This window comes from Pusillimonas sp. SM2304, assembly GCF_031628915.1.
Lineage (GTDB): Bacteria > Pseudomonadota > Gammaproteobacteria > Burkholderiales > Burkholderiaceae_B > Pusillimonas_C.
In genome coordinates this window covers 406,650-431,381 of record NZ_JAVLUJ010000003.1, presented here as the reverse complement: position 1 = coordinate 431,381, position 24,732 = coordinate 406,650, and the positions used below count along the sequence as shown (strand labels likewise).

Annotated in this window: 24 protein-coding genes; 15 read left to right on the top strand and 9 right to left on the bottom strand. The window is 61.9% G+C overall.

Annotated elements, in window-relative coordinates:
* The first annotated feature begins 4 nt into the window (after window positions 1–4).
* Complete coding sequence (gene truB, locus RE432_RS16900) at window positions 5–760, top strand: tRNA pseudouridine(55) synthase TruB (RefSeq protein WP_310934693.1); 756 nt, start codon at window positions 5–7, stop codon at window positions 758–760.
* Window positions 757–2,577 (top strand): translational GTPase TypA, encoded by a 1,821-nt coding sequence (gene typA / locus RE432_RS16895; protein ID WP_310934692.1) that lies wholly within the window; start codon window positions 757–759, stop codon window positions 2,575–2,577. The genes truB and typA overlap by 4 nt, the downstream gene beginning before the upstream one ends.
* Before the next feature lie 102 nt (window positions 2,578–2,679).
* Here the strand turns inward: typA and RE432_RS16890 are convergent, their stop codons facing one another.
* Both RE432_RS16890 and RE432_RS16885 read right to left on the bottom strand, forming a co-directional pair.
* Window positions 2,680–4,161, bottom strand: coding sequence for an NAD-dependent succinate-semialdehyde dehydrogenase (locus tag RE432_RS16890; RefSeq protein ID WP_310934690.1), 1,482 nt, complete (start codon window positions 4,159–4,161; stop codon window positions 2,680–2,682).
* Between the two features lie 71 nt (window positions 4,162–4,232).
* Window positions 4,233–4,859: a TIGR00730 family Rossman fold protein gene (locus RE432_RS16885; protein WP_310934689.1), complete on the bottom strand. Its 627-nt coding sequence runs from the start codon at window positions 4,857–4,859 to the stop codon at window positions 4,233–4,235.
* Window positions 4,860–4,911: 52 nt separating this feature from the next.
* Between RE432_RS16885 and polA the strand changes: the two genes are divergently transcribed.
* Both polA and RE432_RS16875 read left to right on the top strand, forming a co-directional pair.
* On the top strand, window positions 4,912–7,629 hold the full coding sequence (gene polA / locus RE432_RS16880) for a DNA polymerase I (RefSeq protein WP_310934688.1): 2,718 nt from the start codon (window positions 4,912–4,914) through the stop codon (window positions 7,627–7,629).
* A gap of 45 nt (window positions 7,630–7,674) precedes the next feature.
* On the top strand, window positions 7,675–8,463 hold the full coding sequence (locus RE432_RS16875; protein ID WP_310934687.1) for a dienelactone hydrolase family protein: 789 nt from the start codon (window positions 7,675–7,677) through the stop codon (window positions 8,461–8,463).
* Window positions 8,464–8,472: 9 nt separating this feature from the next.
* Here RE432_RS16875 and htpX read toward each other — a convergent pair whose 3' ends face one another.
* Window positions 8,473–9,354, bottom strand: coding sequence for a protease HtpX (gene htpX / locus RE432_RS16870; protein ID WP_310934686.1), 882 nt, complete (start codon window positions 9,352–9,354; stop codon window positions 8,473–8,475).
* A gap of 150 nt (window positions 9,355–9,504) precedes the next feature.
* Here htpX and RE432_RS16865 point away from each other — a divergent pair, with 150 nt between their 5' ends.
* Together RE432_RS16865 and RE432_RS16860 are read left to right on the top strand one after the other, a co-directional pair.
* Window positions 9,505–10,428: a DMT family transporter gene (locus tag RE432_RS16865; protein ID WP_310934685.1), complete on the top strand. Its 924-nt coding sequence runs from the start codon at window positions 9,505–9,507 to the stop codon at window positions 10,426–10,428.
* Complete coding sequence (locus tag RE432_RS16860) at window positions 10,421–11,290, top strand: sulfurtransferase (RefSeq protein WP_310934684.1); 870 nt, start codon at window positions 10,421–10,423, stop codon at window positions 11,288–11,290. Before RE432_RS16865 ends, RE432_RS16860 begins: the two co-directional genes overlap by 8 nt.
* Window positions 11,291–11,316: 26 nt before the next feature.
* Here RE432_RS16860 and RE432_RS16855 read toward each other — a convergent pair whose 3' ends face one another.
* A complete protein-coding gene (locus RE432_RS16855) occupies window positions 11,317–12,468 on the bottom strand; it encodes an aromatic ring-hydroxylating dioxygenase subunit alpha (protein ID WP_310934683.1) in 1,152 nt (383 codons plus the stop codon).
* A gap of 227 nt (window positions 12,469–12,695) precedes the next feature.
* On the opposite strand from RE432_RS16855, the gene RE432_RS16850 reads away from it, so the two are divergent.
* The 9 genes from RE432_RS16850 to RE432_RS16810 all read left to right on the top strand — a co-directional run bounded on the left by RE432_RS16850 (window position 12,696) and on the right by RE432_RS16810 (window position 20,070).
* On the top strand, window positions 12,696–12,980 hold the full coding sequence (locus tag RE432_RS16850) for an exodeoxyribonuclease VII small subunit (RefSeq protein WP_310934682.1): 285 nt from the start codon (window positions 12,696–12,698) through the stop codon (window positions 12,978–12,980).
* 2 nt (window positions 12,981–12,982) lie between these two features.
* Window positions 12,983–13,897, top strand: coding sequence for a farnesyl diphosphate synthase (locus RE432_RS16845; protein ID WP_310934681.1), 915 nt, complete (start codon window positions 12,983–12,985; stop codon window positions 13,895–13,897).
* Window positions 13,898–13,971: 74 nt separating this feature from the next.
* Window positions 13,972–15,843 carry a 1-deoxy-D-xylulose-5-phosphate synthase gene (gene dxs, locus RE432_RS16840; RefSeq protein WP_310934680.1) on the top strand — a complete coding sequence of 624 codons (1,872 nt, stop codon included), beginning with the start codon at window positions 13,972–13,974 and terminating at the stop codon, window positions 15,841–15,843.
* Window positions 15,844–15,983: 140 nt separating this feature from the next.
* A complete protein-coding gene (gene folE2 / locus RE432_RS16835) occupies window positions 15,984–16,802 on the top strand; it encodes a GTP cyclohydrolase FolE2 (protein ID WP_310934679.1) in 819 nt (272 codons plus the stop codon).
* Window positions 16,803–17,013: 211 nt separating this feature from the next.
* On the top strand, window positions 17,014–17,391 hold the full coding sequence (gene rpsF, locus RE432_RS16830; protein ID WP_310934678.1) for a 30S ribosomal protein S6: 378 nt from the start codon (window positions 17,014–17,016) through the stop codon (window positions 17,389–17,391).
* Window positions 17,392–17,414: 23 nt separating this feature from the next.
* Entirely contained in the window at window positions 17,415–17,732 is a 318-nt protein-coding gene (priB, locus tag RE432_RS16825) for a primosomal replication protein N (RefSeq protein WP_310934677.1), read from the top strand.
* A gap of 93 nt (window positions 17,733–17,825) precedes the next feature.
* A complete protein-coding gene (rpsR, locus tag RE432_RS16820; protein WP_310934676.1) occupies window positions 17,826–18,098 on the top strand; it encodes a 30S ribosomal protein S18 in 273 nt (90 codons plus the stop codon).
* A gap of 16 nt (window positions 18,099–18,114) precedes the next feature.
* The gene (rplI, locus tag RE432_RS16815) at window positions 18,115–18,570 is read left to right on the top strand and encodes a 50S ribosomal protein L9 (protein WP_310934675.1); all 456 of its coding nucleotides are present in this window, start codon (window positions 18,115–18,117) and stop codon (window positions 18,568–18,570) included.
* 117 nt (window positions 18,571–18,687) lie between these two features.
* On the top strand, window positions 18,688–20,070 hold the full coding sequence (locus RE432_RS16810) for a replicative DNA helicase (protein WP_310934673.1): 1,383 nt from the start codon (window positions 18,688–18,690) through the stop codon (window positions 20,068–20,070).
* Here the strand turns inward: RE432_RS16810 and RE432_RS16805 are convergent.
* From RE432_RS16805 to RE432_RS16785, 5 genes are read right to left on the bottom strand one after another with little or no spacing between them, the layout of a single operon-like run.
* Window positions 20,067–21,047, bottom strand: coding sequence for a bile acid:sodium symporter family protein (locus RE432_RS16805; protein WP_310934672.1), 981 nt, complete (start codon window positions 21,045–21,047; stop codon window positions 20,067–20,069). The genes RE432_RS16810 and RE432_RS16805 overlap by 4 nt on opposite strands.
* A complete protein-coding gene (pdxA, locus tag RE432_RS16800) occupies window positions 21,044–22,042 on the bottom strand; it encodes a 4-hydroxythreonine-4-phosphate dehydrogenase PdxA (RefSeq protein ID WP_310934671.1) in 999 nt (332 codons plus the stop codon). The genes RE432_RS16805 and pdxA overlap by 4 nt, the downstream gene beginning before the upstream one ends.
* Before the next feature lie 33 nt (window positions 22,043–22,075).
* Window positions 22,076–23,722: a PhoH family protein gene (locus RE432_RS16795; RefSeq protein ID WP_310934670.1), complete on the bottom strand. Its 1,647-nt coding sequence runs from the start codon at window positions 23,720–23,722 to the stop codon at window positions 22,076–22,078.
* A 57-nt stretch (window positions 23,723–23,779) separates the two neighbouring features.
* Window positions 23,780–24,247, bottom strand: coding sequence for a peroxiredoxin (locus tag RE432_RS16790; protein ID WP_310934669.1), 468 nt, complete (start codon window positions 24,245–24,247; stop codon window positions 23,780–23,782).
* Window positions 24,244–24,693 carry an MTH938/NDUFAF3 family protein gene (locus RE432_RS16785; RefSeq protein WP_310934668.1) on the bottom strand — a complete coding sequence of 150 codons (450 nt, stop codon included), beginning with the start codon at window positions 24,691–24,693 and terminating at the stop codon, window positions 24,244–24,246. Before RE432_RS16785 ends, RE432_RS16790 begins: the two co-directional genes overlap by 4 nt.
* Window positions 24,694–24,732: the final 39 nt, after the last annotated feature.

Below are 24,732 nucleotides of genomic sequence, written 5' to 3'. Positions count from 1 at the left end.
AACGATGGCTTCCCGACGCGGGCAGATGCTCGATGGTGTCCTGTTGCTGGACAAACCGGAAGGTTTGTCCAGTAATCACGCCCTGCAGCGCGCCAAACGGGCCCTGGATGCCCGCAAGGCGGGGCACACCGGCACCCTGGACCCTTTCGCCACCGGCCTGCTGGTTTGCTGCCTGGGCCGCGCCACCAAGCTTTCCAACCACTTGCTCAACGCCGACAAGTGCTATATAGCCACCTTGCGGCTGGGTGAAGAGACCGACTCGGGCGACCTGACCGGCCATATCGTGAGCCAGGCGCCGCCTGGGTTCCAGGGTGTGAAGCAAGAGGAACTGGAAAACGTATTGCCACAATTTCGTGGTGAAATAGAGCAGATTCCACCTATGTATTCAGCCTTGAAGCGCGATGGCAAGCCCTTGTATGAATATGCGCGCCAGGGTATTGAGCTGGATCGCCCCGCCCGGCAAGTCACGATACACGAACTGGAACTGCTGAAGTTCGACGGGCTTGAGGCCGATATTCTGGTTCACTGCAGCAAGGGCACTTATATACGCACCCTTGCCCAGGATATTGGCCGCCAACTGGGCTGTGGCGCGCATTTGAAGGCTTTGCGGCGCACGCGTGTCGGTCCGTTCAGCCTGGACGACGCGATCGGGCTGGAAGCCTTGCAGGCCATGCCTGCTCCTCAAACCACTTTAATTGCAATCAATGCCTTGCCCGCCGGCCTGATGCCAGCAACCACCAAACAAAAGGATGAATTATGAATCGCGCTTTGCGTAATGTGGCCATTATTGCCCACGTCGATCACGGCAAAACAACGCTTGTCGATCAGTTGCTGCGCCAGTCGGGTACGTTCCGCGATAACCAGCAGGTGACCGAGCGTGTCATGGATTCCGGCGATATCGAGAAAGAACGCGGCATCACCATTCTGGCCAAGAACTGTGCCGTCCAGTACGAAGGGACGCATATCAACATTATCGATACCCCGGGACACGCCGACTTCGGCGGCGAGGTGGAGCGTGTGCTGTCCATGGTCGACGGTGTGGTGCTGCTGGTGGATGCGGTCGAAGGCCCGATGCCGCAAACCCGTTTCGTGACGCGCAAGGCGCTGGCCCTGGGCCTGAAACCCATTGTGGTCGTCAACAAGATCGATCGCCCCGGTGCGCGTCCCGACTTTGTCATCAACGCCACGTTCGACCTGTTCGACAAGCTGGGCGCGACCGAAGAGCAGCTGGATTTTCCCATCATCTACGCCTCGGGCCTGTCGGGCTACGCGGGCTTGACGGAAGACGTGCGCGAAGGCGATATGCGTCCGCTGTTCGACGCTATCCTCAAGTACGTGCCGCAGCGCGAAGACAATCCCGACGCGCCCCTGCAGATGCAGGTGATTTCGCTGGATTACAGCACTTACGTGGGCAAGATCGGGGTGGGCCGCATCAATCGCGGCCGCATCCGCGCCGCCCAGGATGTCATCGTCAAGTTCGGCCCTGAAGGCCAGCCCATCAAGGGCCGCATCAATCAAGTGTTGAAGTTCAAAGGGCTTGAGCGCGAGCAGGTCGAAGAGGCCCAGGCCGGCGACATCGTGCTGATCAATGGCATTGAAGATATCGGCATCGGCTGCACGATCATGGACCCGGCCCACCCGGAGGCCTTGCCCATGCTGCGCATCGACGAGCCCACCTTGACCATGAACTTCATGGTCAACACCTCGCCGCTGGCAGGCCGCGAAGGCAAGTTCGTCACCAGCCGCCAGTTGCGGGATCGCCTGGACCGCGAGCTCAAATCCAATGTGGCGCTGCGGGTCAACGATACCGACGACGACACCGTTTTCGAAGTCTGCGGCCGGGGCGAACTGCACCTGACCATCTTGCTGGAAAACATGCGCCGTGAAGGCTATGAACTGGCGGTGTCGCGTCCGCGCGTGATGTTCAAGGAAGAGAACGGCGTCAAGCTGGAGCCTTATGAACTGCTGACGGTCGACGTGGAAGACGGGCACCAGGGCGGCGTCATGGAAGAACTGGGCCGCCGCAAGGGCGACCTGCAGGACATGCAGGCCGACGGGCGCGGCCGCACCCGTCTGGAATATCGCATTCCGGCGCGTGGCCTGATCGGGTTCCAGAGCGAGTTCATGACGCTGACCCGAGGCACAGGGCTGATGAGCCATATCTTCGACGACTATGCCCCCATGCGCGAAGGCGGCGTGGGCGAGCGCCGTAATGGTGTTCTGATCAGCCAGGACGAAGGCGCCGCGGTGGCCTATGCTCTGTGGAAATTGCAGGATCGCGGCCGCATGTTCGTGTCGCCGCAGGAGCCTTTGTATGAAGGCATGATCATCGGCATCCACAGCCGCGACAACGATCTGGTGGTCAATCCCATCAAGGAAAAGAAGCTGACCAACGTCCGTTCTTCGGGCAAGGACGAGCATATCGACCTGGTGCCGCCGGTGCAGCTGACGCTGGAGTACGCGGTGGAATTCATCTCGGATGACGAGCTGGTGGAAGTGACGCCAAAGTCGATACGTTTGCGCAAGCGCTACCTGCAAGAACACGAGCGCCGCCGCGCATCGCGGGAAGCCAGCTAGACAGGCGGTTTGACCGCTGGCTGAAGCAATAAAAAGGGCACTCGCGATGAGTGCCCTTTTTGCATGATTGGGCGGGCCGTGAAGCGGGGCCCGCTGGCCGGCTTACATGCCGCCCAGGCAAACGTATTTCATTTCCATGAAATCATCCATGCCGTAGACTGAACCTTCCCGGCCCAGGCCGGATTGCTTCACGCCGCCGAAGGGCGCCACTTCGTTCGAGATCAGCCCGGTATTGACCCCGACCATGCCGTATTCCAGCGCCTCGGCCACCCGGAATATGCGGCTGACGTCGCGGCTGTAAAAGTAAGCCGCCAGGCCGTATTCGGTGTTGTTGGCCAGTGCAATGACATGGTTCTCGTCGGAGAACTTGATGACGGGGGCGAGCGGCCCGAAGGTTTCTTCGCGCATGCAGAGCATGTCTTCACTGATGTTCGACAGCACGGTGGGCTGGAAGAAGCGTCCGCCCATCTGGTGCGGCTGGCCTCCGGTGTCGACTTTGGCGCCTTTTGCGAGCGCATCCTTGACATGCTCAAGGACTTTTTCAACCGCGGCTTCGTCGATGAGCGGCCCCTGGACCACCTTGTCGGCGAAGCCGTCGCCTACCTGGAGTCCGCCCACCTTGGCCGTGAATTTTTCGATGAAGGCGTCGTAGACGGAATCATGCACATAAATGCGGTTGGTGCAGACGCAGGTTTGGCCGGCGTTGCGGTATTTGGCGATCATGGCGCCGTCGACGGCAGCGTCCAGGTCGGCGTCATCGAACACGATGAACGGGGCATGCCCGCCCAGTTCGAGCGATAGTTTCTTGACCGTGGGCGCGCTTTGCTGCATGAGTATGCGTCCCACGGGCGTCGACCCCGTGAACGTCAGTTTCCTGACGGCCGGACTGGCGCACAGGGTCTTGCCGATGGCGATGGACCGCTCGCTGTCGGCGGTGATGATGTTCAGGACGCCCGCCGGGATTCCGGCCCGTTCGGCCAGCTCCGCCAGCGCCAGCGCCGACAGGGGCGTCTGCTCGGCCGGCTTGAGCACGACGGTGCAACCGGCGGCCAGCGCCGGCGCCACTTTGCGCGTGATCATGGCGTTAGGGAAGTTCCAGGGCGTGATGGCGGCGCATACGCCGATGGGCTCGCGCATCACCAGCATGCGGTTGGCGCTGTTGGGCGAAGCCATGATGTCGCCGCTGACGCGCTTGGCCTGTTCGGCAAACCATTCGACGAAGGAGGCGCCATAGCCGATCTCGCCGCGGGACTCGGACAGGGGCTTGCCCTGTTCGAGCGTCATGAGCCTGGCCAGGTCTTCGGTGTTGGCGATGATCAGGTCGAACCATTTCCGCAGAATGTTGGCGCGCTCCTTGCCTGTGCGCCCACGCCAGGCCTTGAACGCCTGGTCGGCCGCGTCGATGGCATCCTGGGCCTGGCCGGCATCCAGGTTGCCCACTTGCGCAATGGTTTGCCCGGTGGCGGGATTGTCGACGGCGAAGGTGCTTTGATCGGCCGCCTGGACCCACTTGCCGTTTATGTAGGAATCGGTTTTGAAAAGGCTGGAGTCTTCAAGCTGTATGGGCAGTTGCTGGCGTGTCATGGTGTGGGCGTGGTGGCAAAAGGATTGAAAGGAATACTTATTGTATGCCTGCTGCGGCAGGCCGCTGCCGTTTATTCAGGCAAGGCGGGCGCCACATTCTGTTCGTCGGCGAACTCGGCGCAAAAAGCCTCGATGTCGCGCATGGCCAGGTCAAGGTCGTCGGTCAGGGTGACCAAGTCGATGTCGTGGGGGCCGATCAGCTTGTTGGCGAGCAACTGGGCTTTGACCCAGTCGATCAGGCCGCCCCAGAATTCCGTGCCGATCAGGATGATGGGCGCGGGCGGCACCTTGCGGGTCTGCACCAGCGTCATGACTTCGAACAGTTCGTCTAGGGTGCCGAAACCGCCCGGCAGGGCAATATAGGCGGCGCTGTGCATGAAAAATGTGGCTTTTCGCGAGTAAAAGTAATCGAAATTGAGGCTGTGCGTCTGGTAGCTGTTATTCTGGGGCTCGCGTGGCAGCTTGATGTTCAGGCCGATGCTATTGCCGCCCGCCTGGAAGGCGCCTTTGTTGGCGGCTTCCATGATGCCCGGCCCGCCGCCCGCGATGACGGTCAGCCCAGCCTTGGCCAGGCGGGCGCCCAGGGCTTCGCTGATTGCATAATAGGGTGAGCTTGGCTGGATGCGGGCGCTTCCGAAAATGCTGACGCCCCAGCCAATTTCTTGCAGCGTCTCGGCAGCGGCCTGCAACTCTGACATAATTCCGGGAATCTGCTGCGTTGCCGGCATACGAACTATTTTATTGTTTGACATGAAAAAAACCTTGTTGCTTGTTGATGGGTCCAGCTATTTGTATCGCGCTTATCACGCCATGCCAGACCTAAGAAACGCCAAAGGGGAGCCCACGGGCGCACTGTATGGCGTTATCTCCATGTTAAGGAGACTGTTGCAGGATTACAAGGCGGATTATGCCGCCTGTGTTTTCGATGCGCGGGGCAAGACGTTTCGCGACGATATCTACCCCTTGTACAAAGGCAACAGGCCGTCCATGCCCGATGAATTGGCGGGGCAGATCGAACCCATACACCGCGCGGTGGCCGCCCTGGGCTGGCCGGTGCTGGCCGTGCCCGGCGTCGAAGCCGATGACATTATCGGTACATTGGCGTGCCGGGCCACGCAGGACAATGTGCATACGGTGATCTCGACCGGCGATAAAGACTTGGCCCAGTTGGTGAACGAACATGTGGAACTGGTCAACACCATGAACGGCGACCGCCAGGATGTGGACGGCGTCGTCAAGAAATTTGGCGTGGCGCCAGATCAAATTGTAGACTTTTTAATGCTGACTGGCGATACCGTGGACAACATTCCCGGCGTCGAAAAGGTCGGCCCCAAAACGGCCGCCAAATGGCTGGCGGAGTTCAAGAGCATTGACACCCTGGTCCAGAACGCGGACAGCATAAAAGGGGTGGCCGGAAACAATCTGCGCGCGGCCATTCCCAATTTCGACATGACCCGCCAATTGCTGACGGTCAAGACAGACTGCGCGATTCCCGATCTGGCCGATGGGCTGGCCGGCCTGGCCCCCAGGCCGGTCGACCGCGAGGCGCTGATCCGCCTGTACGATGAGTATGGCTTCAGGACCTGGCTGCGCGAACTGAGCGGCGAGCCCGATCGCATCCCCGAACAGGACAGCCGCCAGCCGGCGCAACCGCCCGAACAGCCGGAAGCGCTGCGTTATGAAACCATCAGCGAATGGGCCGACTTCGACCGCTGGCTGGACACCATAGAATCCGCCGGGCTGGTGGCGCTGGATACCGAAACGACCTCGCTCGATCCCATGCTGGCCCGCCTGGTTGGCATTTCCCTGTCGGTGGAGCCCGGTGTGGCGTGCTATATACCGGTGGCGCACCGGGGGCCGGACCACGCGCCGCAATTGCCCAAGCAGCAGGTGCTGGACCGCTTGCGCCCCTGGCTGCAGAACGCCCAGGCGTCCAAGCTGCTGCACAATGCCAAGTACGACACGCACGTCTTCCTGAACGAGGGCATCGCGCTGGCCGGCGTCACCGAAGACACCATGCTGCAAGCCTACGTGCTCGAGTCGCACAGGCGGGTGAACATGCAGGAATTGGCCGAGCGCTGGCTGGGCCGCACGGGAACGACCTATGAAGAACTGTGCGGCAAGGGCGCCAAGCAGATCTGCTTTGATGAAATCGACGTCGACAGGGCGTCGCACTATGCCTGCGAGGACGCCGACTTTACCTTGCAGCTGCATCAAGCGCTCAGGCCCAAGGTACAGGTCGATCCGGGCCTTGAAAGCATTTATCAATTGGAAATCAAGGCCTCGGCGGTGCTGGCGACCATCGAAAGCAATGGCGTTCGCATCGACGGACAGGTGCTGGCCGTGCAAAGCCACGAGCTGGGCCAGCAACTGCTGGCGCTCGAGGAAAAAGCCTACGCGCTGGCGGGGCAGCCCTTCAATCTGAACTCGCCCAAGCAACTGGGTGAAATCCTGTTCCAGCAGATGCAGTTGCCGGTCGTGCGCAAAACCGCCAGCGGCGCGCCCTCGACCGACGAAGATGTCTTGAGCAAGCTGGCCCGGGACTACCCCCTGCCGGCTTTGCTGCTGGAATACCGCGGGCTGGCCAAGCTCAAGTCGACGTATACCGACAAGCTGCCGAAAATGATCAATGCCCGCACCGGTCGCGTACATACCCGCTATGCCCAGGCGGCGGTGATCACAGGCCGCCTGGCCTCGTCCGACCCCAATCTGCAGAACATACCGGTGCGCACCGAAGAGGGCCGGCGGGTGCGCGCGGCCTTTGTCGCCAGCGGCGGGCAGATTGTATCGGCCGACTATTCGCAGATCGAACTGCGGGTCATGGCGCATATGTCGAATGATGAAAACCTGCGGCGCGCATTCGTCCAGGGCGATGACATTCACCGCGCGACGGCTTCCGAAGTGTTCGGCGTTGCGCTGGCCGAGGTCACGAGCGACCAGCGCCGCGCGGCCAAAGCCATCAACTTCGGCCTGATCTACGGCATGGGCGAATTTGGCCTGGCCGCCAACCTGGGCATTACGCGCGATGCGGCGCGGGCGTATATCGACCGTTATTTCGCGCGCTATCCCGGCGTGGCCTCGTATATGGAACAGACCAAGCGCCTGGCGCTCGACCTGGGTTATGTGGAAACCGTCTTCGGACGGCGGCTATGGCTGCCCGACCTGCGCGGCGCCAAGGGCCCGCGCAAGGCCGCTGCCGAGCGGGCGGCGATCAATGCGCCCGTGCAGGGCACCGCGGCCGACCTGATCAAAATGGCCATGGTGGCCGTGCAGGGCTGGCTGGACGAGCAGCAACTGAAGACCTTGATGGTGATGCAGGTGCACGACGAACTGGTGTTCGATGTGCCCGGCGACGAGGTCGAGATCATTCGCAAGCACTTGCCGGGCCTGATGTGCAATGTGGCCGAACTGGGCGTGCCCTTGCTGGCCGAGGTGGGCGCGGGTCCCAACTGGGAGCAGGCCCACTAGCCATCCGTCCTGATTGAAACATGCTTCATGCACAAAGGAGTAGAGATGTCATTTTCCCCCGTTACCGGAAAAGCGCCCACGGCGCTGCACACTGGCGCCGAAGGCTTGCGCCACGGCCTGGTCGACATACCGACGTTCGATGGCGTCGTGTCCGCCTATTATGCGGCGCCGGCCGATCAGGAACATCCAGCGCTGGTCCTGGTCATCCAGGAGATCTTCGGCCTGCACGAGCACATCCAGGATGTATGCCGGCGGTTCGCCCGGGAAGGCTATATGGCGGTGGCCGTCGAGCTATATCAGCGTCAGGGCGATGCAAGCCAGTACAGCGATATGCAGGCGCTCATCAAGGATATTGTGGCCAAGGTGCCTGACGAGCAGGTGCTGGCCGATCTGGATGCCAGCGTCGAATGGGCGGCATCGCAAGGGGCCGATGCAACGCGCCTGGGCGTGACGGGATTCTGCTGGGGCGGCCGGCTGACCTGGATGTATGCCGCGCACCAGCCGCAATGCAAGGCCGCCGTGGCCTGGTATGGCAAGCTCACCGCCGGGCATGGCCCCCTGCAGGTCAGCAATCCTATTGACGTCGCGCCCCAATTGCATGCGCCCGTGCTGGGCCTGTATGGCGCAAAAGATGCCAGTATCCCGATGGAGGATGTGGCGCGCATGCAGGCTGCGCTCAAGCCGGGCAGCCCGGCCGCCCAAGCGTCCCGGTTCGTGGTCTACCCCGAGTCGGGCCACGCCTTCTATGCCGACTACCGCCCCAGCTTCAATCCGGAAGACGCCCAGGACGCCTGGGGCCAGGCGCTGGGCTGGTTCAAGCGGTACTTGGCCTGACTGTGTCCGCTACAGGCGTTGGGCGGCGTGTAGCGCATTGATGCGCGCGGCGATCGGCGGGTGTGTCGAGAACATGGCGCTGATCGCCTTGTTCGCCGAAATGCCGGATGCCTGGAAAGTCTTGGGCAGTTCGCCGGCTTCGACGCCGCCCAGGCGGGCCAGGGCGCGGATCATGGGCTCGCGCGAGCCCAGCAGGCTGGCCGAGCCGGCGTCTGCGCGGTATTCGCGCTGGCGCGAGAACCAGGCCACGATAATGGACGCCAGCACGCCGAACACCAGTTCACAGACAAACACGGTGATGTAGTAGCCCATGCCGATGCCGCGGTCGTTCTTGAACACGACGCGGTCAATGAAGTAGCCGGCGACGCGCGCAAAGAAAATAACGAAGGTGTTGACCACGCCCTGTATCAGGCTCAGCGTGATCATGTCCCCGTTTGCAATGTGGGCGACTTCATGTCCCAGGACCCCTGCGACTTCCTCTTCCGTCATGCTTTCCAGCAGTCCGGTCGACACCGCGACCAGCGCGTTGTTTTTGAAGGCGCCGGTGGCAAAGGCATTGGGCGCGCCTTGATAGATGGCGACTTCAGGCCGGCCGATGCCGGCCCGGTCTGACAGTTGATACACCGTGTCGACCAGCCAGGCCTCGCGGGCGTTGGCGGGGGCTTGCGGGTCGATCACCCGCGCGCCGGTGGATTGCTTGGCCATCCATTTGCTGATGAGCAGGGAAATGATTGAGCCCGTGAACCCGATGATGGCCGAGAAAATGAGCAATTGGGACAGGTCCAGGCCGTTGGCCGTCAGGTAGCGGCCGACCCCCAGGATGTTCATGGACGCGCTAAGCACGACCATGACGGCAACGTTGGTGATCAGGAACAGAAAGATTCGTTTCATATTTTAAATATTCCAGACAAGGCGAGCGTTGGAGTTTGACTTGACATATTGGGGTCGGTTCCTCATTTTTAAAGTATTGGCCCAATATTTTTTTTGCACCAGAGTATAGTATCGGCTTGGCGGTTTTAATCTGAAATTTCGGTAAAGTGCATGCAGTCTCTGTGGATGTTACTGGCGAGTATCATGTTTGCTGGCATGGGGGCCTGTGTGAAGGTGGCCTCCGACTATGGGGCGTCCCTGCCGCATGTTGTTCTGTTTCGCGGCGTCCCTTCGGTGCTGCTCCTGTTCGTCTGGACGCGGTTTACCCATCGCAGCCTGGTGCCCAACAGCTGGAAGCTGCACATCTGGCGCAACCTTTCCGGGGTTTCATCGATGTGGCTCGGCTTCTTCGCCATTTCGCACCTGCCGCTGTCGACCGCCATCAGCCTCAATTACACCGCACCGCTGTTCATCGCCGGCTGGATGCTGGGCTGGGGAGGGACGCAGCGCGACCCCATCCGCATCGCGGCCGTCGCGCTGGGCTTTCTGGGCGTTGTCGCGGTTCTGCGGCCCAGCATCGAGTACGAGCACTGGTTTGCCGCGGCAATGGGTCTTACGGCCGGCGCCATGTCGGCGATCGCCATGATGCAGATACGCCAATTGGGGCGGGTGGGCGAGCCTGAATGGCGGACAGTCTTCATTTTTTCTTGTTTTGTCTGCCTGACCGGGATCGCCGGCCTGCTCATTGAAGGATGGCGCGACATCGGCGTGGCGGCCTGGGCCGCCCTGACCGGGGTGGGGGTGCTGGGCCTGGTGGGGCAGTTGGCCATGACGCGGGCATTCGGCATGGGCTCCGCGCTGCTGACCGCCGCATTGCAGTACACAACCATTATTTTTGCGGCGCTGCTGGGTATTGTCTTCTGGGGCGATATCCCCGATATTGTGGCATGGGCCGGCATGGCGCTTATCATTGCCTCTGGATTGCTGTCGATCTGGCGCACCTACAGCGAAGACCGCATCATGCGCGGCCAGACCGTGGTGCAGATGCAGGCGGCAACCGCCGATACGGCAACACAGGAGACCCCACATGTTTAAATTACTGATCACCGCCGATGAACTGCGCAAAGCCGTCACATCGCGCAATTGGCTTGTCTTCGATGTCCGGCACGACCTGGCCGATCACCAGGCGGGGCGGCTGGCGTACGAGCAAGGGCATATTCCAGGCGCGCTCTATCTGGATCACGAGCGGCAGCTGTCGGCGCCCAGAACAGGCAAGAACGGCCGCCATCCCCTGCCGAGCCGGGACGACTTCGCGGCGCTGATGCGCAGCCAGGGCCTGACGCGGCAGTCGCAGGTGGTGGTCTACGATGGCGGCAACAGCATGTTTGCGGCGCATCTGTGGTGGATGCTCAGATGGCTGGGGCACGAACAGGTGGCCATACTGGACGGCGGGTGGCCTGCATGGGTGGCCGCCGGCGGCGAGGTTCAAACCGGTACAAACACCGCATCGGTCACCGAGGCCCAGGCCGTGCAAAGCATGGGCGCCCCCCGCGAAGCGGGCATGCCGACGGTGGATGCGCAGGCCGTGCTGGCCAACCTGGCGCTGCCTTCGTTTGTCGTCGTGGATGCGCGTGCCGCCGAGCGCTATCGCGGCGAGGTCGAACCCATGGACCCCGTGGCGGGCCATATTCCGGGGGCGCTGAACCGGCCCAACACGCTGAATGTCCAGGCAGACGGCCGTTTCAGGCCAGCCAGCGAATTACAGCAGGATTTCCGCGCCCTGCTGCAGGGGCGCTCGCCCGACCAGGTGGTGCATCAGTGCGGTTCGGGCATTACGGCCTGCCATAATCTGTTTGCCATGGAGCTGGCGGGCTTGACGGGGTCAGCCCTGTATCCGGGCTCCTGGAGCGAATGGTGCAGCGATCCCGCCCGGCCGGTGGCCCGGTCGGAAGGCTGACCCGGCCTGGGCAGGCGTGCCGGCGCTTACGCGCCGGCGTCTTCCATCAAGCGCCGGTACCATTCATGAAAATGCATCATCCCGTCTTCCATGGGCGACTGGTACGGGCCGGTTTCATTGGTGCCGCGCAGCATCAGGGCCTTGCGTCCGGCATCCATGCGCTCGGCGATTTCATCGTCCTCGATCGCCGTTTCCATGTAGGCGGCGCGCTGGGCCTCGACAAACTCGCGCTCGAAGGCCGCAATGTCCTCGGGGTAATAGAATTCGACGATATTGACGGTTTCCTGCGGGCTGACGGGATGAAGGGTGGACAACACCACGACGTGCGGGTAAAGCTCGATCATGTGCGTGGGAAAGTAGGTTACCCACACGGCGCCGAAATCGGGTGAGCTGCCGTCGCGGTAGCTCAGCAGCCTTTCGTGCCACTGCCGGTATACATCTGTGCCGGGCTGCTCAAGCGCTTGATGCACACCGACGCGCTGCGAGCTGTACCATGGGGCGAACTCCCAGCTCAGGTCGTCGCAGGTCACGAACTTGCCCAGTCCGGGATGAAAGGGGCCTACATGGTAGTCCTCGAGGTAGACCTCGATAAAGGTTTTCCAGTTGTAGCGGCAATGATGGACCTCGACGTGGTCCAGCACATAGTCGGAAAAATCGAACTCGGGCCGTTCGAACAGCGCCGCCATGTCGTGCGCGGGGCTGCGCGGGCCTTCAAACAGCAGGCCATGGCAGTTCTTGAGCGTGAAGCGCTGCAGATCCATGCAAGGCGTTTCGGGAAACTGCGGGGCGCCCAGCAACTGGCCATTCTTGCTGTAGGTCCAGCGATGCACGGGGCAGACGATATTGCCGCCGGTATCGCGCAGGTTGCCGCTGGCGACGCGTGAACTGGTGACATGGCCGGCTTCGCCGCCCAGCATGATGGCTTGCCGGTGGCGGCATACATTGGACAGCAGCTCGACGCCGCCGGGGTTGCGCACCAGGACGCGGCCAGCCTGCTCCTGCGGCAAAGTGCGCCAGTCTCCGATCTCGGGTACGAGCTTTTCGTGTCCTACATAGAGCGAGGAATGCTTGAAAATACGCGCTTGCTCTTGGGCAAAGATCGCTTCGTCGAAATAGCTGCTGACTGAAAGTTGGGTTTGGGCCGGCGCGAGATGCGCTTCCCGACCGATGTCGGTCATGGTTCCCCCCGCAATGATGAAACCAGGAGGGCGTGATGATTCCTGGTGCGAAGAAAAAAACGGACTGGCCGATGAAATTTTAAGGAGGTAGGATTGTACCCCACTTTTTTTCTTGTAAAACAAGACCTCCGCGCGGTTTTGGGCAGGCTGGGCCGGCTTCTCGTACAATTTAAGCCAGATACAAAAAAGCGCGGCATGACGGCGTGCTTGTTTATTGGAATAGAGTCATGAATGACGCAAAGGCGGGCGCGCAGCCCGCAACGGACAAGAATGCCTCCACCGAGGCATTACCCCAGGATTTTGAAACCGCGCTGGCACAGCTGGAGTCTCTGGTCGCGCAAATGGAAACCGGCACGCTGGCGCTGGACCAGTCGCTGGCCGCTTACGAACAGGGCGTGGAGCTGGCCAAGATATGCCAGCGCCGCCTGGACCAGGCCGAGCTGCAGGTCAAGGTGCTGCAAGACAATCTGCTCAAGCCGTTGACCGATGCGCCCGAAGGCCAAGAGGGCTAGGCATGGCGCGCAAATCCATTGACTTCCCGGCCTGGCTGGGCGATCGCGTGCAGCACATCGAAGGGGTGCTGGACCAGTTCCTGCCGCAGCCCACGGTCGTGCCTGAAAGCCTGCACGAAGCCATGCGCTATGCCGTGCTGGGCGGCGGAAAGCGGGTACGCGCCGCGCTGGTGTACGCGGCGGGCGAAGCGTCGATGCAGTCCGGAACCCCCGCCTCGGCCCAGGAAATTGCGTTGGACCACGCCGCAGCCGCCGTCGAGCTTATCCATGCCTATTCGCTGGTGCATGACGATCTGCCCTGCATGGACGATGACAGCCTGCGCCGCGGCCAGCCCACGGTGCATGTCCGCTTCGACGAGGCGACAGCCATGCTGGCGGGCGACGCCTTGCAGCCGCTGGCGTTCGAGCTGCTGGGCCTGATGCCCATTGCGCCGGCGCTCATCGTGCAGGCCACGCAATTGCTGGCGCGTTCGGCCGGCAGCCTGGGCATGGTGGGCGGCCAGGCCATTGACTGCGAAAGCGTCGGCCTGACGCTTTCCGGCGAGCAACTGCAGCAGATGCACAGCATGAAAACCGGCGCCATGCTCGAAGCCAGCGTCCTGCTGGGGGGGATTGTCGCCGGTGCGGGCTCGGCGGTGCGCCAGGGGCTGGAAAGCTACGCCGCCGCCGTCGGGCTGGCCTTTCAGGTCGTGGACGATATCCTGGACGTCACGGCCGATACGGCCACGCTGGGGAAAACGGCCGGCAAAGACGCCGCCGGCAACAAACCCACCTATGTGTCCATCATGGGGCTGGACGGTTCGCGCGAATTGCTGCATTCGCTCCATGCGCAGGCCCATGCCGCCTTGCTGCCGCTGGGGCCTGCCGCGGCGCATCTGGCGGGTATTGCCGACTATATCGTTGGGCGTGACCGCTGAGCCGGTTTCGCCCCATCCCGCTTGCTGTTATTGTGGACAGCTAAAATGCAGTTTGACCGAACCCTTTAATCTGTATGGCTATTGTCTCTTTAGAAAACATCCACTCTCCGGCCGACCTGCGGTCGCTGGATCGATCCGAGCTCAACGAGATCGCCGTGCAGTTGCGCGAGTTCGTGCTGCAGTCGGTCTCCAAAACAGGCGGCCATCTGTCGTCCAATCTGGGTACGGTCGAACTCACCATCGCCTTGCATCACGTATTCAACACGCCGGAGGACCGGATTGTGTGGGACGTGGGGCACCAGTCCTATCCGCACAAGATACTGACCGGCCGGCGCCAGGACATGGCCAGACTGCGACAGAAAGACGGCATTTCGGGTTTCCCCAAGCGCAGCGAATCCGAATACGACGCCTTCGGGACCGCGCATTCGTCCACCTCGATATCGGCTGTGCTGGGCATGGCCGTGGCCTCCCGCAACGCCGGCCTTGAGCGCCAGCACATTGCGGTGATCGGCGACGGCGCAATGACCGCCGGCATGGCTTTCGAAGCGCTGAACAACGCGGGCGTCACGCCCGGCGTGAATGTGCTGGTCATCCTCAACGACAACGACATGTCGATTTCGCCGCCGGTGGGCGCGCTCAACCGCTATCTGGCCCGTTTGATGTCGGGCAGGTTCTATGCCACCGCCAAGAATGTGGGGCGCGCCGTGCTGCAGCATGTGCCGCCTGTGCTCGAGTTCGCGCGCCGTTTCGAGGGCCATGCCAAGGGCATGATGTCGCCCGCCACGCTGTTTGAAGAACTGGGCTTCAACTATGTCGGGCCCATCGATGGGCACGATCTGGACGCGCTGGTGCCTACGCTCGAGAACCTGAAGGCGCTGGGCGGCTTGCAGTTCCTGCATGTCGTGACCAAGAAGGGCCAAGGCTATAAGTTGGCCGAAGCCGACCCCGTGCTCTATCACGGCCCCGGCAAGTTCGACCCCAGCGTCGGCATCCAGAAGCCCAGCACGCCCGCCAAGCAAACGTTCACCCAGGTATTCGGGCGCTGGCTGTGCGACATGGCCGAGGCCGACTGCCGGCTGGTCGGCATCACGCCGGCCATGCGCGAGGGCAGCGGCATGGTGGAGTTCGAACGGCGCTTTCCCGACCGCTACTTCGATGTCGGGATTGCCGAGCAGCATGCCGTGACCTTTGCCGGCGGGCTGGCCTGCGAGGGGCAGAAACCGGTGCTGGCCATTTATTCCACCTTCCTGCAGCGAGGCTACGATCAATTCATTCACGACGTCGCCTTGCAGAACCTGGACGTGACGTTCGCCCTGGATCGGGCGGGTATCGTGGGCGCCGATGGCGCCACGCATGCCGGCAATTACGATATCGCCTTCTTGCGCTGTGTGCCCAATATGGTGGTGGCCACGCCGTCGGACGAGAACGAAGCCAGGCTGTTGCTAAGCACTTGCTACCATTATCCCGGCCCCGCCTCGGTGCGCTATCCGCGCGGCGCGGGTTGCGGCGCGCAGGTCGGCGAAGGGCTGGACGTCGTGGAAATCGGCAAAGCGGTCGTTCGCCGCCAGGGCAGCGGTATTGCACTGCTGGTCTTCGGTACGCTGGCCAATGCGGCGCTGCAGGCAGCCCATGCCCTGCAGGCCACCTTGGTCGACATGCGCTTCGTCAAACCGCTGGATGAAGCGCTGCTCCTGGAGCTTGCGCAGCAGCACCAGGCCTTCGTCACGATTGAAGAGGCCGCCATCATGGGGGGCGCCGGCAGCGCCGTCCTGGAATGCTTCAGCCGTCAAGGCATCGTCTGTCCCGTGCTGCAGTTGGGATTGCCCGACCGTTTCATCGACCATGGCGATCAGGGCGCCATTCTGAGCGAACTGGGGCTGGATGCGGCCGGCATCGAACGTTCAGTGCGGGAACGCTTTGCCGGCTTGATGCATCCAATTGCATGAACCCCGCAGGTTTGCGGTAAAGTAATTAAGACCTAATACCATCATGGTTATAGGGTTAATCGACACAGCGGTGCCGCATAATGCACTGTTGTCAGAAAATCAGCGCCCGCCGCGGGCGGGCGCGTCAAAGGCTTTGTCTCATGAATAGTTTGATTGATTCTGCTGTTGCCATGCCGGACGTGCAGAGCAGCGTCGATACACGCCATATGGCGATCGAGCGCGTAGGCGTTCGCGGCGTGCGTCACCCCATGCTGCTGGCGGGCCCACAGGGGGCCGCCGTGCCGACGGTGGGCAACTGGGAACTCACCGTGGCTTTGCCGGCCGAAGAAAAAGGCACGCACATGTCGCGTTTCGTGGCCCTGCTCGAACAATACCGCAGCACGCCCATGACACCCGCCCTGTTCTGCGACATGGCGCGCGCCATGCTGCCTCTGCTCAATGCGCAAAAGGGCGACATGGCCGCTTCGTTTCCCTATTTCATGAACAAGATAGCGCCGGTCTCCGGCGTCGCCAGCCTGATGGACTACGAGGTCGTCTGGACGGCGCGCGCGGATGCCGCCGGGGGCGGCGTGGAGTTCGAATTGTCTGTCCTGGTGCCTGTGACCAGCCTGTGCCCTTGCTCCAAAGCCATTTCCGAGTACGGCGCGCATAACCAGCGCTCGCATGTGACCGTCACGGTGGCGTACAGCGATCCCGCGCTGGTCGATCTGGACGGCTTGATCCGTTCGGTCGAGCAGCAGGCATCGTGCGAGCTTTGGGGCCTGCTCAAGCGCGTCGACGAAAAGTACGTGACCGAACGCGCCTACGAAAACCCGAAGTTCGTCGAGGACCTGGTCCGCGATGTGGCCGTTCAGTTAAAGGCTGTCGCCGGCATGCAACGCTTTCGCGTCGTCGCTGAAAACTTCGAATCCATACACAACCATTCAGCCTATGCGGTCATCGAAGGCGGGAAAAGCTAGCGGGCGCCTGTCGCCCGGTCCCGGTCACTAAGGCTAACCGCTTGCCAGACAAGCGGGAAAACTGTTATTATGGCTGGTTTCTTGCTCGACTTATAGCGCGTTGACGCCCCTATTGCCAAGCGATAGGGGCAGAAACAAGGTATGGGCGGGCTGTCCCTTTTGGCGGCGCTTTCGGGCAGCCGGCAAAAGATATCCACAAGGAGTGTATTTTATGCGTCACTACGAAGTAGTGTTTATTGTGCATCCCGATCAAAGCGAGCAAGTGCCCGCCATGATCGAGCGCTATCAGGCTGTCGTCACCAGCAACGGTGGGCAAGTGCACCGCCTGGAAGATTGGGGCCGCCGCCAGTTGGCTTACCCCATCCAGAAGCTGGTCAAAGCCCATTATGTGTGCTTTAACATCGAATGCGGCCAAACCGTACTCGACGAACTCGAGCACTCGTTCCGCTACAACGACGCCATTTTGCGCCATTTGGTCATCAAGACCAAAAAGGCCACGACGGCCCCGTCGCTGATGATGAAATCGGTTGAACGCGAAGAGGCCCGCAAGGCCAGCGCTGAAAGCACCGCTGCTGCTCAACCGGAATAAGGCCCTGTGTCCCGGGTCGCTACGTGAACCAGCTTGTCCTGACCGCCACCGCCACCGAGGTCAAACCGCTCAGGTATACCCCGGCGGGCTTGCCGGCAGTTGAAATCACGCTGAATCACGAGTCGGAAGTCCAAGAGGCCGGCCATATGCGCCGGATCGAACTGGTTCTTTCCGCAGTGGCTCTCGGAGACATCGCCTTGTTGCTGGCAGACACGCCATTGGGTGCATCCTTATCGATACAGGGGTTTATTGCCCCCGCACGCAAGGGTTCAAACAAGCTGGTGCTGCATATTCAACAGGCGGACCGGGTTTTTGCCGGCGGCGCAAGCGCCGTTGTTTAGCAGGCATTCATGGCAAACACAGTCTGGGCGCTTTAGCGCCAGGCACATCGAATTTACCGTTCGGGCACAGCCCGGGCATACAAGAGGCACATTATGGCTTACTTCAAGAAAGGCAAAGAAAAACGCAAGTTCACGCAACAAAATCCGCTGTTCAAACGCCGCAAGTTCTGCCGTTTCACAGCCGCCAATGTCGAGGAAATCGATTACAAAGATCTCGATACGCTGCGCGACTTCATCCAGGAAAATGGCAAGATCATTCCTGCCCGCCTAACCGGCACCAAGGCACACTACCAACGCCAGCTGGACACCGCGATCAAGCGTGCCCGCTTCCTGGCTTTGCTGCCTTACACCGATAACCACAACTAATCCGGGGCCTATCGTCATGCAAGTTATTCTGCTCGAAAAAGTTGTCAATCTGGGTAATCTTGGCGAAGTCGTCCGCGTGCGCGATGGCTATGCCCGCAACTACCTGATCCCGCAAAAAATCGCCCGCCGCGCCACCGAGGCCGCCTTGAAAGAATTCGAAGCGCGCCGCGCCGAAATCGAAAAGGTCCAGGCCGAGAAACTGGCAGCTGCCCAGGCAACCGGCGACAAGCTCTCGGGTTCGACCGTCACCATCCTGCAAAAAGCAGGGGTCGATGGCCGCCTGTTCGGCTCGGTCACCAGCATGGACATCGCCGCTGCGCTGGTCAGGGACGGTTTCTCCTCTGTCGAAAAATCGCAGGTCCGCTTGCCCGACGGCGCCATCAAGGCTGTCGGCGAATTCCCGGTCCAGGTCGTGCTGCACGCCGATGTCGTCTCTGACGTCACGGTTGTGGTCCAGGGTGAAATGGCCTAAGCCAACCTGATCCGCGTGGTACATTTCCCAGGCAGGGAAGCACACCGCGCAGCAAGCAAAAAAGCCGGTGCATGCCGGCTTTTTTTATTTTGACCCGCCCTTGTTCGGAGCATTGATTTGGACAGCACGAAAACACACACCGACCCGCAACTGGACTACCTGCGCGTTCCGCCGCATTCGGTCGAGGCCGAGCAGTCTGTGCTGGGCGGCTTGCTGCTGGACAATGCCGCGTTCGACCGTGTCACCGATGTGCTCAACGAAGACGATTTTTATCGTTTCGATCACAAAATCATCTGGCAGCACATTACCCGGCTCATCGGCCTGGCGCGGCCTGCCGACGTGGTCACGGTCAACGAGTCGCTCGCCAGCGCCGGCAAGTCCGACGACGTGGGCGGCCTGGCATACTTGAACGCGCTGGCGCACAACACCCCCTCGGCCGCCAATATCCGGCGCTACGCCGAGATCGTGCGCGAGCGCTCGATGCTGCGCAAACTGGTGTCCGTGGCCGACGAGATCGCCGCCGCCGCCTTCAATCCGCAAGGCAAAGAGGCGCGCCAACTACTGGATGAAGCCGAATCCCGTGTGTTCCAGATTGCCCAGGAAGGCGCGCGCGGCGCGACCGGTTTCCAGGATATCCAGCCGCTGCTGACCCAGGTGGTCGAGCGCATCGACGAACTCTATCATCGGGAAGGCGATTCCGACATCACCGGGGTACCCACCGGCTTTGCCGATCTGGATCGCATGACGTCGGGCCTGCAGCCCGGCGATCTGGTGATTGTGGCAGGGCGGCCGTCCATGGGCAAAACCTCGTTTTCCATGAACATCGGCGAGCACGTCGCCATCGAACAGGGCCTGCCGGTGGCGGTGTTCTCGATGGAAATGGGCGCTGTGCAGCTGGCCATGCGCATGGTGGGATCGGTAGGCATGCTGGACCAGCACCGCATGCGTACCGGCAAGCTCACCGCCGACGACTGGCCGCGCCTGACCCACGCGGTGCAGCAGGTGCAGGAAGCCCAGGTTTATATCGATGAAACCCCTGCATTGACCTCCATGGAGGTCAGGGCGCGCTCGCGGCGCCTGGCCCGGCAGTGCGGCCAACTGGGCCTGATTATTATCGACTATATGCAGTTGATGTCCGCCAATTCGTCCGGCGAGAACCGCGCGACTGAAATTTCGGAAATCAGCCGCTCGCTGAAAGGGCTGGCCAAAGAGCTGAACTGCCCGCTGATTGCCTTGTCGCAGTTGAACCGGAGCCTGGAGCAGCGGCCCAACAAACGGCCCGTCATGAGCGATCTGCGCGAATCGGGCGCCATCGAGCAGGACGCCGACTTGATTCTGTTCATCTATCGCGACGAAGTCTACAACCCCGACTCCCCCGACAAGGGGACCGCTGAAATCATTGTGGGCAAGCAGCGTAACGGCCCCATCGGCAGCGTGCGGCTGACATTCCAGGGTTCCAGCACCCGCTTCCTGAACTACACCGGCGGCCTGGGCGTTTAAGCGCCGGCCCGAGCCGGGCGGCGGGCATAGGCGCCCGCAATGATGGCGCACACGATCAGCTGGATCTGGTGGAAAACCATGATGGGCAGGACGATGGCGCCCACGGCGTGGCCGGCAAACAGGATGTTGGCAATGGGGATGCCGCTGCTCAGGCTTTTCTTGGCGCCGCAGAACAACAGCGTGATGCGGTCTTCGATGCTGAATCCCATCAGGCGGCCCAGCAGCAGTATCAGGCCCAGCACCAGGGCCAGCAGCGCTGCCGAGATCAGCAGCACGGCCAGCAGGGCGGACGGCGGCGTCGTCGTCCACAGCCCGCCTATGACCGATGCCGAGAACGCCGTATACACCACCAGCAGGATGGAACCCTGGTCCACATGCTTGAGCAGGCGGTTGCGTTTCGCGACCCATGCGCCCAGCCAGGGCCGGGAGGCATGGCCCAGCACGAAGGGCAGCAGCAGCTGCAGCATGATCTTGCCCACGGCGTCCAGGGAAATGGGGGCATCGCCCGTGCTGGAGCCGGCCAGGATCAGGCCCGCCAGCAGCGGGGTGACAAAGACGCCCAGCAGATTGGACGCCGAGGCGCTGCAGATGGCGGCGGGAATGTTGCCGCGCGCGATGGCGGTAAAGGCGATGGCCGACTGCATGGTGGCGGGCAGGCAGCACAGGAACAGGATGCCTGTGTGCAGTTCCGGTGTGACATAAGGCGCAAACAGCGGCCCGGCCAGCAGGCCCAGCGCCGGAAAGAGCAGAAAGGTCACTGAAAAGATGCTCAGGTGCAAGCGCCAGTGTCCCGCGCCGGCGACGATGGCCTCGCGCGACAAGCGCGCGCCGTGCAGGAAAAACAGCAGCGCAATGCTCAGGTTGGCCGCCCACGAGAATAGTGTGGCGCCCGTGCCGTGGGCGGGCAGGATGCTGGCCACGATAACGGCCAGAAACAGCTTGGCCAGAAAGGGGTCGATGGAAAAACGCGACTTCATCCGTATCGGGTCATGTCCAGCGCGAGGTCGTAAGCGGCGCGCAGCGAGCTTGGGTCGGCAATGCCTTGCCCCGCGATGTCGAAGGCGGTGCCGTGATCGACGCTGGTCCGTATGAAGGGCAGACCCACCGTGACATTGACGCCTTGGTCGATGCCCAGGTACTTGACAGGGATCAGGCCCTGGTCATGGTATTGGGCCACCACAATGTCGAATTCGCCCTGGCGCGCGCGCATGAAGACCGTATCGCCCGGCCAGGGGCCGCTGGCGTCTATGCCCTCGATCCTGGCCTGCTGGATGGCAGGTTGGATCACCTCGATGTCTTCCCGGCCGAAACGGCCGTCCTCGCCGGCATGCGGATTCAGGCCCGCGACGGCAACGCGGGGCCTGGCAATGCCCGCCTGGATACAGGCGCGCTGCGCCAGCCGTATGGTTTGCAATTCCAGGTCAAGGGTGATCAGGGCGCTGACCTGGCTGAGCGGGACATGTATGGTGGCCAGGATGACGCGCAGATCTTGATTGACCAGCATCATGGCAAAGTGCTGGGTGGCGCTGCGGTCGGCCAGGATTTCGGTATGGCCGGGGTAGTCGGCCCCGCCCGCCTGCATGGCTTTTTTATTGAGCGGCGCGGTAACGATGGCCCGCAGTCTGCCCGCTTGCGCGTCGTCGATGGCGTGGCACAGGTATTCGTACGCGCCCCGTCCCGCCAGCGCGCTGAGCTGGCCCGCCGGCAGGTCGGCGGGCAGCTCGCGCCATCGATTCAGCACGGGCATGACGCCCGCCGCGCCTTGTGCCTGATCGGGCCCGCTGACGAGTTCAATTTTCAGCGTGTCGGCCAGGCCCAGTTGCGTGATGGCCGCATCCAGGATGCCCGCATCGCCGTATACCAGCGCGGCATGGGGCAGGCCGGCCGCAAACAGCTTGACGATGATTTCCGGGCCTATGCCGGCCGCATCGCCCATGGTGAAGCCGACCGGCAGGGCGTCAAGGGCAGTCATGGGCGCCTAGGCAAAGAACGGCCCGTGCGCGGGTCAAAGCGCTTCGCTGGCATAATCCGCCAGGCGCGAACGCTCGCCGCGCTGCAGGGTGATGTGCCCCGCATGCGGCCAACCCTTGAATCGGTCCACCACGTAGGTCAGGCCCGAACTGCCTTCGGTCAGATAGGGGGTGTCGATCTGGGCGATATTGCCCAGGCAGACGATTTTTGTGCCCGGGCCGGCCCGGGTCACCAAGGTTTTCATCTGCTTGGGGGTCAGGTTCTGGGCCTCATCAATGATCAGGAACTTGTTCAGAAAGGTCCGGCCGCGCATGAAATTCAGGGACTTGACCTTGATGCGCGAACGAATCAATTCCATGGTCGAGTTCTTGGACCAGTCCTGGCCGCCGGCTCCGCTCGCCATTTCGTTGCTGCCGGCGCCCAGATGCAGGACTTCGAGGTTGTCTTCCAGCGCGCCCATCCAGGGAAGCATTTTTTCTTCTTCGGTGCCCGGCAGGAAGCCGATGTCGTCGCCGACCGGCACCGTCGCCCGGGTGATGATGATCTCGTTGTAGCGTTTGGTTTCCAGGGTCTGGGTCAGGGCGCTGGCCAGCGCCAGCAAGGTCTTGCCCGTGCCCGCCTGGCCCAGCAGCGAGACGAAGTCGCAATCGGGGTTCATGAGCAGGTTCATGGCGAAGTTCTGCTCGCGGTTGCGGGCGGTGATGCCCCATACATTGTTCTTGCCGTGGCTGTAGTCGCGCAAGGTGGCGAATACGGCGCTGCGGCCATTGACTTCCTTGACCTGCGCCTGCAAGGGCAGCTCGCCGTCCAGGTACACGAATTCGTTGACGATGAATTCCGAGCACAAGGGGCCTTTGACCCGGTAGTAGGTCGTGCCCCCTTGTTGCCACGATTCGACGTCTTTGCCGTGCTTGAGCCAGAAATTATCGGGCAAGGGCATGACGCCGTCGTAGAGCAGGTCGGAGTCATCCAGAACATGATCGTTCAGGTAGTCTTCAGCCGGCAGGCTCAGCGAGCGGGCTTTGAGCCGCATGTTGATGTCTTTCGACACCAGGATGACTTCGCGCTTGGGGTACGCCAGTTGAAGCGCATGGACCACATGCAGGATGGCGTTGTCGGCTTTGCCCAGCGGCAGTTCGATGGGCAGCTCGGCATGCAGCGCCGAGGTCTGGAAATGCAGATTGCCCAGCGCTTCCTGGTTGCCCAGCGCATCGAGTTCGACGCCTTTTTCCAGTTGGCCCTTGCCGCTGACCAGGCCATCCAGGAAACGGCTGACCTGGCGGGCGTTGCGCGCCACTTCCGACATGCCCTTTTTCTGATGGTCGAGCTCTTCCAGCACCATCATGGGCAGGAAAATGTCGTGTTCCTCGAACTTGAACAGCGAATTCGAGTCATGCAGCAATACGTTGGTGTCCAGCACGAACAGTTTGCGCTTGGACACGGGCAGCCGGGTTTTCTTTGGGCTGCTGCGCGAGGCGACAACCGACAAAACAGGAGGCTCGGGCACGGATGGCGCCAGTGCCTTGACGCCCGGGCTGTCCTTGGCGGGCGTCTGGCGCTTGGCGGCAGGCTTGTTGCGGGCAGTTGCCGGGATTTCAGTTTCAGGTGCATCGGGTGTCACAGTGGCAGTCGATGAGGTAACCATGGCACCCATGCGGGTCGGCAACTTTGGTAGCGGCATAAAGTGTGTGCTCCTGTGGTTCTGAAAGGTTGGGCAAGAAAGCTCGCCGCAGCGTGTTTACTGGGTATCGCGCACAGCCTGCAGGACTTCGTCGACATGGCCCGGTACCCGCAGGCCGCGCCATTCGCGCAGCAGCGTGCCGTCCGTATCGATCAGAAACGTGCTGCGTTCAATACCGCGTACCTGTTTACCGTACATGTTTTTCATTTTGATGACGCCGAACAACTGGCACAGGGTCTCATCCTGGTCGGCGATCAGGGGAAAGGGCAGGTCCTGCTTGTCGGTAAAGTTGGCGTGCGACTTGAGCGAATCGCGCGACACGCCGATGATCTGGCAGCCTGCGTCGACGAAGGCCTGGTAGTTGTCGCGAAAGCCCTGGGCCTGAGTGGTACAGCCCGGGGTGCTGTCCTTGGGATAAAAATACAGTACGGCGCGATGCCCTTGCAGGCTGTTCAGGCTGATTTCGCCCTGGGTGCTGGTGGCGCTGAAATCTGGAATGGCTTTGCCGACGGCGATCTGGCTCATGCGGCCTCCTCGTGGGGTAACAGGGCGACGACAACGCGCCGGCCTTCGGACATCAGAATATTGTAGGTGCGGGCGGCCGCCTGGGTGCTCATGGCCTCGATGCCTATGCCCAGGCTCAGCAAAGGCTGGGTCACCTGGTTCGGCAGCAGGTGCTGCTTGAGGCCGGTGCCGATCAGCACGACCTCGGGGGCATTGGGCGGCTTTTCCGCCATGGCGCCGCCGTCCAGGAAAGCCATGGGGTCCGGCTTGCTGTCTTCCAGGCCGGCGACTTCGCGCAGGGCGCCGGCGGTAATGTCCGCCGCCCTGGAGACATGCCATTCGTGGATGTCGCCTTCCGGGGCAAAGTACACGGCGTGCGCATAGGTGATTTCGTTGATTTCAACGTAGTCATGCCCATACGCGGTCACGGTGTTCAGCGCGGGATTGGATTCGCTTTGTAATTGCACAAGAAACTCCCAATAATCCTCTCGATCATAGCGCAAAGC

Coding starts and splice junctions, on each gene's coding strand:
- truB (WP_310934693.1), top strand. CDS start 5: ATGGCTTCCCGACGCGGGCAGATGCTCGATGGTGTCCTGTTGCTGGAC.
- typA (WP_310934692.1), top strand. CDS start 757: ATGAATCGCGCTTTGCGTAATGTGGCCATTATTGCCCACGTCGATCAC.
- RE432_RS16890 (WP_310934690.1), bottom strand. CDS start 4,161: ATGACACGCCAGCAACTGCCCATACAGCTTGAAGACTCCAGCCTTTTC.
- RE432_RS16885 (WP_310934689.1), bottom strand. CDS start 4,859: ATGTCAGAGTTGCAGGCCGCTGCCGAGACGCTGCAAGAAATTGGCTGG.
- polA (WP_310934688.1), top strand. CDS start 4,912: ATGAAAAAAACCTTGTTGCTTGTTGATGGGTCCAGCTATTTGTATCGC.
- RE432_RS16875 (WP_310934687.1), top strand. CDS start 7,675: ATGTCATTTTCCCCCGTTACCGGAAAAGCGCCCACGGCGCTGCACACT.
- htpX (WP_310934686.1), bottom strand. CDS start 9,354: ATGAAACGAATCTTTCTGTTCCTGATCACCAACGTTGCCGTCATGGTC.
- RE432_RS16865 (WP_310934685.1), top strand. CDS start 9,505: ATGCAGTCTCTGTGGATGTTACTGGCGAGTATCATGTTTGCTGGCATG.
- RE432_RS16860 (WP_310934684.1), top strand. CDS start 10,421: ATGTTTAAATTACTGATCACCGCCGATGAACTGCGCAAAGCCGTCACA.
- RE432_RS16855 (WP_310934683.1), bottom strand. CDS start 12,468: ATGACCGACATCGGTCGGGAAGCGCATCTCGCGCCGGCCCAAACCCAA.
- RE432_RS16850 (WP_310934682.1), top strand. CDS start 12,696: ATGAATGACGCAAAGGCGGGCGCGCAGCCCGCAACGGACAAGAATGCC.
- RE432_RS16845 (WP_310934681.1), top strand. CDS start 12,983: ATGGCGCGCAAATCCATTGACTTCCCGGCCTGGCTGGGCGATCGCGTG.
- dxs (WP_310934680.1), top strand. CDS start 13,972: ATGGCTATTGTCTCTTTAGAAAACATCCACTCTCCGGCCGACCTGCGG.
- folE2 (WP_310934679.1), top strand. CDS start 15,984: ATGAATAGTTTGATTGATTCTGCTGTTGCCATGCCGGACGTGCAGAGC.
- rpsF (WP_310934678.1), top strand. CDS start 17,014: ATGCGTCACTACGAAGTAGTGTTTATTGTGCATCCCGATCAAAGCGAG.
- rpsR (WP_310934676.1), top strand. CDS start 17,826: ATGGCTTACTTCAAGAAAGGCAAAGAAAAACGCAAGTTCACGCAACAA.
- rplI (WP_310934675.1), top strand. CDS start 18,115: ATGCAAGTTATTCTGCTCGAAAAAGTTGTCAATCTGGGTAATCTTGGC.
- RE432_RS16805 (WP_310934672.1), bottom strand. CDS start 21,047: ATGAAGTCGCGTTTTTCCATCGACCCCTTTCTGGCCAAGCTGTTTCTG.
- pdxA (WP_310934671.1), bottom strand. CDS start 22,042: ATGACTGCCCTTGACGCCCTGCCGGTCGGCTTCACCATGGGCGATGCG.
- RE432_RS16795 (WP_310934670.1), bottom strand. CDS start 23,722: ATGCCGCTACCAAAGTTGCCGACCCGCATGGGTGCCATGGTTACCTCA.
- RE432_RS16790 (WP_310934669.1), bottom strand. CDS start 24,247: ATGAGCCAGATCGCCGTCGGCAAAGCCATTCCAGATTTCAGCGCCACC.